This is a genomic window from Stenotrophomonas capsici, assembly GCF_034961085.1.
Classification (GTDB): domain Bacteria; phylum Pseudomonadota; class Gammaproteobacteria; order Xanthomonadales; family Xanthomonadaceae; genus Stenotrophomonas; species Stenotrophomonas capsici.
This window is the reverse complement of sequence record NZ_JAYFUH010000104.1, coordinates 1-6,335: the sequence shown is the minus strand read 5'-3', so window position 1 is coordinate 6,335 and position 6,335 is coordinate 1. Positions and strand designations below refer to the sequence as shown.

The window sequence follows — 6,335 nt, the reverse complement described above, 5'->3', positions numbered from 1 at the left end:
GGCATGTCCAGCCGTCGTGCGGCATTGGCCAGGAAGGTCTCGGCCAACTGCGGCACATCGGCCAGGCGCTCGCGCAGCGGTGGCAGCAGCAGGCGCACCATGTCCAGCCGGTGCAGCAGGTCGGCACGGAAGCGGCCCTGCTCGACCAGTGCCTCCAGGTCCTGGTGGGTGGCGGCGACCACGCGCACATCGACATGGATCAGCTCGCGCCCGCCGACGCGGAAGAACTCGCCCTCGGCCAGCACGCGCAGCAGGCGGGTCTGCAGCGGCAGCGGCATGTCGCCGATCTCGTCCAGGAACAGCGTGCCGCCATCGGCCTGCTCGAAGCGGCCGATATGGCGCTTGTGCGCGCCGGTGAACGCGCCGGCCTCATGCCCGAACAGTTCGCTTTCCAGCAGTTCGGCCGGGATGGCGGCGGTGTTCAAGGCCACGAACGGCCCCTTCGCGCGCGGCGACTCGCGGTGCAGCGCGTTGGCCACCAGTTCCTTGCCGGTGCCGGTTTCGCCATTGATCAACACCGACAACGGCGCCTGCGCCAGCTTGCCGATGGCGCGGAACAACGCACGCATGGCCGGGGTGTCGCCGATCAGCTGCGGCGCGCCCTGGCTGGCCACGGCGGCCGGTGGTGGCGCCGCCGGCGGGTCCTCCACCAACGGCTCGGGCAGCGCGCGCCGGGCCAGTTCCACCGCATCGTCCAGGTCGAACGGCTTGGACAGGAACTCGTGCGCACCGCCGCGGAACGCTCCGGCGGTGCTGGCCACGTCGGTGTAGGCGCTCATCACGATGACCGGCAGCTGCGGATGCGCGGCCTTGAGTTTCTCCAGCAGTGCCAGGCCGTTGTCGCCGGGCATGCGCACGTCGGTGAACAGCAGGTCGGGCACCGGCCGGGTTTCCAGCGCGGCCAGGGCCGCCGCGGCATGCTCGAAGCCTTCGACGGTGTAGCCGGCCTCGCGCAGCGCGGTGGTCAGCACGAAACGTACCGAACGGTCGTCATCGACCACCCAAACGGTGGCGGTGGTGGGGTCAGGCATCACGGGCCTCCTGTGTGCCCAGCGGCAGCAGCACGGTGAACACCGTGTGGCCGGGGCGCGAACGGTAACCGAGGGTGCCGCGGTGTTCGCGCGCCACCTGCTGGGCCAGCGCCAGGCCCAGGCCGGTGCCCTCGGCGCGGCCACTGACCAGCGGCAGGAACAGGTGCTCGGCCATGTCCTCGGGCACGCCGCGGCCGTCATCGGCCACTTCCAGGCGCAGCGCCAACGGCTGGATCTGGTCGCCGATGCGCAGACCGTGCTCGACCCGGGTGCGCAGCGTCACCACGGTGGCGCCGGCCTGGATGGCGTTGCGCACCAGGTTCCAGGCGGCCTGGGTCAGGCGGTCGGGGTCACCGTCGAACTCTGGGATGCTGGGGTCGTAATCGCGCTGGATACGCACCGACCAGCCCGCCTCGCTCTCGGCCAGGCGCAGCACCCGCTCCAGCGCGGCGTGGATGTTCATGGCCGCGTGCGGTCGCGCCGGGGCCGGTGACAGCAGCTGTTCGAGCAGGCCGTTGAGGCGTTCGATCTCCGCGCCGATCAGGTCGATCAACTCACGCTCGCCGGCGTCGCGGCCCTGGGCCCGGCGGGCCAGCAGCTGCGCGGCGCCCTTGAGCCCGGCCAACGGGTTGCGCAGCTCGTGGGCCAAGCCCTTGAGGGCGGCCGACAGTGCGCCGGGCAGCACCTGCGCCGGGTCGGGCGCGACGAACTCGTCCACCGGGTAGGCCTCCAGCAGCCAGCCGCCTTCCTCCAGCCGGCTCAACCAGCCCTCGGCGAAACGCGGGCTCTCGCCCGGCAGGGCCAGGATCAACCGATGCAGGCGCAGCACGTCGCGCTCGTCGCGGGCCAGGAAGTTGGCCAGGGCCTCGCCCTGCGCCTCCAGCGAGACCAGCGGCTGGCCGACCAGGCGGCGCACGCTCACGCCCATCCAGCGCGCGAAGGCCGGGTTGGTGCCAAGGATGCGGCCATCGGCGCTGGCCCAGGCCACGGGGGTACCCAGCACGTCCAGCGCGGGGCGGTCATCAGGCATCGTCATTGCACCAATGTAGTGCAAAGGCGACCGGCTGGGCAGCATCGTCACGGCGGCTTGGCACCGCCAAGGCCACTATCCGCGCCATTGCGGCAAGTGACACTTCAGGGGATGACATGCCAACGCTTCACGCTCGAACCACGCTTTCCGGCCTCTGGCGTGCCGGTGGCGCCGGCATCGCCGGCCTGCTGTTGGCCATGACCGCGTTCCAGGCGGCCGCACAGAACGTGCTGTGGGAGGATTACCGTGGCACGACCAGCATCGCATCCGATGCCAATTACATCGGTCCGCAAGGCGCCCCACGGTTCGTCAACAACCCCGCCACCATCGCCAACCTCTCCGCGCTGGCCAACAACCCGGCCAATGCGGTCCGCACCGGCACCTCGGCGCTGGTGGACTACGGCAGCAATCCGTTCGCGTTGTGCGACAGCCGCACCGCCGCCAACCTGCAGACCGATCCCTGCCGCTACCAGGCCATGGGCCGGGTGATGTACACGCTGGTGCGGTTCCCGGTTGCCGGCACCTACACGCTTTCCGTGGCGCATGACGACTCGGTGCAGGTCAGCATGTCCTCCAGTTACACCAGTACCGCCTACCGCACCGCCAACTACGACATCCCGGTCGGCGCACTGAGCAGTTACACCAGCGGCGAAACCGACTTCCGGGCCATCGGCAGCTTCAACGCCGACGTCGCCAACAGTTGTGCCCTGATGCGCATCTACTGGGTGAATGCCGGCGGCCTGAACTTCAACCGGCTGCGCTGGCAGCATCCCTCGATCAACGGCGGGGCGGCGCAGATCATTCCCGCCACCCAGTTCAGCGACCCCTCGCAGGCGAGCAGTTCCAGCGGCTGCGCCGGCAGCATCGTCTACCCGGTGCCGGCGATCATGGTCAACAAGGTGGTGAACCTGGGCCGCATCGCGCCCAACGACCAGTTCACCGTCTCCATCCGCCAGGGCAACAACACGTTGCGCGCGGCCTCCACCAGCGGCGCCGGGACGGGGCAGCAGGCCAGCACCGGCGCGCTGCAGGTCAGCACCGGCAACCACGTCGTGCGCGATGAAATGGCGGCCAACAGCGTCCAGGCCATCGGTGACTACGACAAGAGCATCAGCTGCACGTCCTACCAGCTCAACGGCCAGCAGCAGGCCTACACGCCCAGCGGGACCGGCCCCGACTGGACCATCGCGGTGGCGGCCAACACGCAGTACACCTGCACCATCACCAACACGCCCCGGCCGGTGGTGACCGCGCGCAAGATCAGCGAACGCGCGGTGGGCGCCTTCACCTTCACCGGCACCAATGGCCTGCCCTCGCAGACGCTGACCACGACCAGCGCCGGCCAGGCCGTGGCCGGCAGCGCGCGTGCGCTGACGGCGGTGAACACGGCCACCACGCTGACCGAGGCACAGACGCCGGGCTTCGCCTTAAGCGCGATCCAGTGCAGCGGCCTGCCCGCCGGCGTGAGCGGCACCGTGGACCTGCCCAACCGCAGCGTCACGCTGCCGGCCGCGGCCATCGTCCAGGGCGCGAACATCACCTGCACCTTCACCAATGCGGCCGGCGTCGACCTCTCCGTGACCAAGACCAATGCCGTGGCCAGCGTGCCGTCCGGGAGCAGCACGACCTATTCGCTGCAGTTCCGCAACGGCGGCCCGGGCGATGCCGGTGGCGCGGTCCTGAAGGACACGCCGGCGAGCGGGCTGTCCAACTGCCAGGTGCTCTCCTGCACACCCACCAACAATGCGACCTGCCCGCAGGCGCCGGCGGACCTGCTGACCGCCAACGGGACGACGGTGACGGCGTTCCCGGCCAACAGCCAGATCAACGTGCAGGTCCAGTGCAGCGTCAACTGAGACCGCGCCCGGCGACCATGCCACCGGGCGCGGTCGCTCACTTCACCTGCTGCAGCAGAGAGTGGAGGATGCGGGCATCTTCGGCATCCAGCTCGGCGGGCAACGTGTCGCTGCCACGGAAGCGCCGGTGGAAGGCGCGCGCGGCCGCGGCACGGTCGTCCATCGGATAACCCAGCGCCTGCAGCGCCAGCCAGCGGTCGAAGCCTTCCGGGGCCGCGCCATCGCTGGCCTTGGGCCAGATACCGAAGCCGGCCTCGGCCAGCTGCTGCCAGGGGAAGAATCGGCTGGGGTCGGCCTTGCGCGACGGGGCCAGGTCGGCATGGCCGATGATCTGGCTGCGCGGGATGTTGTAGCGGGTGCACAGGTCATCGAGCAGACGCAGCAGCGTGGCGATCTGCGGTGCGCTGAACGGGCTCTCGCCGTCGTTGTCGATCTCGATGCCGATCGAGGTGGAGTTGAGGTCGGTGATCGATCCCCAGCGCCCGCCACCGGCATGCCAGGCACGTTCGCTGTCGGCGACCAGCTGGTACAGGTCACCCTTGCGCCCAACCAGGTAGTGCGAGCTCACCTTGCCGCCGCTGTTGGCGCTGCGCAGCGTGTCCAGGCTCTGCTGCACCGAATCCTGGTCGGTGTGGTGCAGCACGATGATCACCGGCTGGCGTGCGTTGTGGTTCGCCGAGGGAACCCATTGCGCCAGGGGATTGCGCTGCGGCGTGGTGGTGCAGGCGGCGAGTGCGGCGACCAGCGCCAGCGGCAACAGGAGTTTGTGGTTCATGCCGGGCATTGCACGTTGCCGCGGGTGGGAAAGCAAGTGACCTACGGCAGGATGCTGGCGCGGCCCTCACCTCAACCCCTCTCCCGCTGGCGGGAGAGGGGCTTTTGAAGCGGCGCTCAGGCCTCGTAGGCGGATTCGCCGTGGGTAGTGACATCCAGGCCGGTGCGTTCGGCTTCCTCGCTCACGCGCAGGCCGACCAGCGCGCGCACCACCAGCAGGATCACCGCGGTGACCACCGCGCTCCACAGCACCGTGAAGCCGACGCTGACCACCTGCACCCAGAGCTGGTGGCCGATATCCAGGTCGGCCTTGGTGCCGCCGAGCGATTGTGCGCTGAACACGCCGGTGAGGATCGCACCGACGATGCCACCCACGCCGTGCACGCCGAACACGTCGGCGGTGTCATCGGCCTTCAACAGGCGCTTGAGCCCGGTCACGCCCCACACGCAGATCATGCCGGTGACGAACCCAATCACGATCGCACCGAGCGGGCCCACCGTGCCGCAGGCCGGGGTCACGCCCACCAGGCCGGCGACCGCGCCGGAAGCCGCGCCCAGCGCCGAGGGATGGCCCTTGGTCACCGCTTCCACCAGCGTCCAGCCCAGCACCGCGGCAGCGGTGGCCAGCACGGTGTTGATGAAGGCCAGCGAGGCGACCGTGTCGGCGGCCGCGGCCGAGCCGGCGTTGAAGCCGAACCAGCCCACCCACAACAGCATCGCGCCGATCCAGGTCAGCGGCAGGTTGTGTGGCTTCAATGCGGTCTGGCCATAGCCCAGGCGCTTGCCGACGAACCACGCCGCCACCAGGCCGGCGACACCGGCGTTGATGTGCACCACGGTGCCGCCTGCGAAATCGATCGCGCCCATCTCACCCAGATAGCCGCCGCCCCAGACGATGTGCGCCATCGGGATGTAGCTCAGGGTGAACCACAACGCCGAGAACAACAGCACCGCGCGGAACTTGATGCGCTCGGCGAACGCGCCGACGATCAGCGCGGTGGTGATGCCGGCGAAGGTGGACTGGAAGGCCACGAACAGGAAGTCCGGCAACCCGGCGATAGGCGTGTTGCCCACCGATTCGGGGGTGAAGCCCTTGAGGAAGGCGAATTGGGTGAAGGAACCGAAGAACTGGTTGCCCGCACTGAACACCGCGCTGTAGCCATAGGCCACCCACAGCATCAGCACCAGCGAGAACACCACCAGCACCTGGCTCAACACCGAGAGCACGTTCTTGGCACGCACCAGGCCGCCATAGAACAGCGCCAAGCCCGGCACCACCATCATCAGCACCAGCAAGGTGGCGGTGAGCATCCACGCCACGTCCCCGCGATCGAAGCTGGGTGCCGCCTCGGCGGCGGCTTCGGCCGTGGCCTCGGCGGCAACTGCCGGTGCCGCGCCTTGCGTTGCCTCCGGCTGCGGCGGCGTGGCCTGCTGGGCCAACGCGTGTGAGGGAAGCATGCCCACCGCCATGACAGCGAGCATGAACGACAGGCACAGGCCACCGAACCGGGCCTTGAGCCCGGTGAAAAATTCCGTTCGCATTGTCGACTCCGGCTGTGGGGGTTAGAGCGCGTCAGCGCCTGTTTCACCGGTGCGGATACGCACCACCTGCTCGAGCGGGGTGACGAAGATCTTGCCGTCACC

6 protein-coding genes are annotated in these 6,335 nt (G+C 69.3%); 1 reads left to right on the top strand and 5 read right to left on the bottom strand.

Annotated elements, in window-relative coordinates; genetic code table 11:
• Together VA603_RS09035 and VA603_RS09030 are read right to left on the bottom strand one after the other, a co-directional pair.
• Positions 1–1,031, bottom strand: a 1,031-nt coding sequence (locus VA603_RS09035; RefSeq protein WP_323438589.1) for a sigma 54-interacting transcriptional regulator, incomplete at its 3' end; no start/stop codon positions are given.
• On the bottom strand, positions 1,024–2,061 hold the full coding sequence (locus VA603_RS09030; RefSeq protein ID WP_414717013.1) for a two-component system sensor histidine kinase NtrB: 1,038 nt from the start codon (positions 2,059–2,061) through the stop codon (positions 1,024–1,026). The genes VA603_RS09030 and VA603_RS09035, both read right to left, overlap by 8 nt.
• A 116-nt stretch (positions 2,062–2,177) precedes the next feature.
• On the opposite strand from VA603_RS09030, the gene VA603_RS09025 reads away from it, so the two are divergent.
• Positions 2,178–3,917, top strand: a complete 1,740-nt coding sequence (locus VA603_RS09025; protein ID WP_323438588.1) for a prealbumin-like fold domain-containing protein — start codon at positions 2,178–2,180, stop codon at positions 3,915–3,917.
• A 37-nt stretch (positions 3,918–3,954) separates the two neighbouring features.
• Here VA603_RS09025 and VA603_RS09020 read toward each other — a convergent pair whose 3' ends face one another.
• The 3 genes from VA603_RS09020 to VA603_RS09010 form a co-directional block, all read right to left on the bottom strand.
• The gene (locus VA603_RS09020; protein ID WP_414717012.1) at positions 3,955–4,692 is read right to left on the bottom strand and encodes an N-acetylmuramoyl-L-alanine amidase; all 738 of its coding nucleotides are present in this window, start codon (positions 4,690–4,692) and stop codon (positions 3,955–3,957) included.
• Positions 4,693–4,808: 116 nt separating this feature from the next.
• The gene (locus tag VA603_RS09015) at positions 4,809–6,233 is read right to left on the bottom strand and encodes an ammonium transporter (RefSeq protein WP_323438587.1); all 1,425 of its coding nucleotides are present in this window, start codon (positions 6,231–6,233) and stop codon (positions 4,809–4,811) included.
• A 21-nt stretch (positions 6,234–6,254) separates the two neighbouring features.
• Positions 6,255–6,335: P-II family nitrogen regulator (locus tag VA603_RS09010; RefSeq protein WP_323438590.1), on the bottom strand; the 81-nt coding region annotated here is incomplete at its 5' end.

Excerpts from the sequence above, each read along its gene's own strand:
- VA603_RS09015 (WP_323438587.1), bottom strand. The coding sequence starts at position 6,233 with ATGCGAACGGAATTTTTCACCGGGCTCAAGGCCCGGTTCGGTGGCCTG.
- VA603_RS09020 (WP_414717012.1), bottom strand. The coding sequence starts at position 4,692 with ATGAACCACAAACTCCTGTTGCCGCTGGCGCTGGTCGCCGCACTCGCC.
- VA603_RS09030 (WP_414717013.1), bottom strand. The coding sequence starts at position 2,061 with ATGCCTGATGACCGCCCCGCGCTGGACGTGCTGGGTACCCCCGTGGCC.
- VA603_RS09025 (WP_323438588.1), top strand. The coding sequence starts at position 2,178 with ATGCCAACGCTTCACGCTCGAACCACGCTTTCCGGCCTCTGGCGTGCC.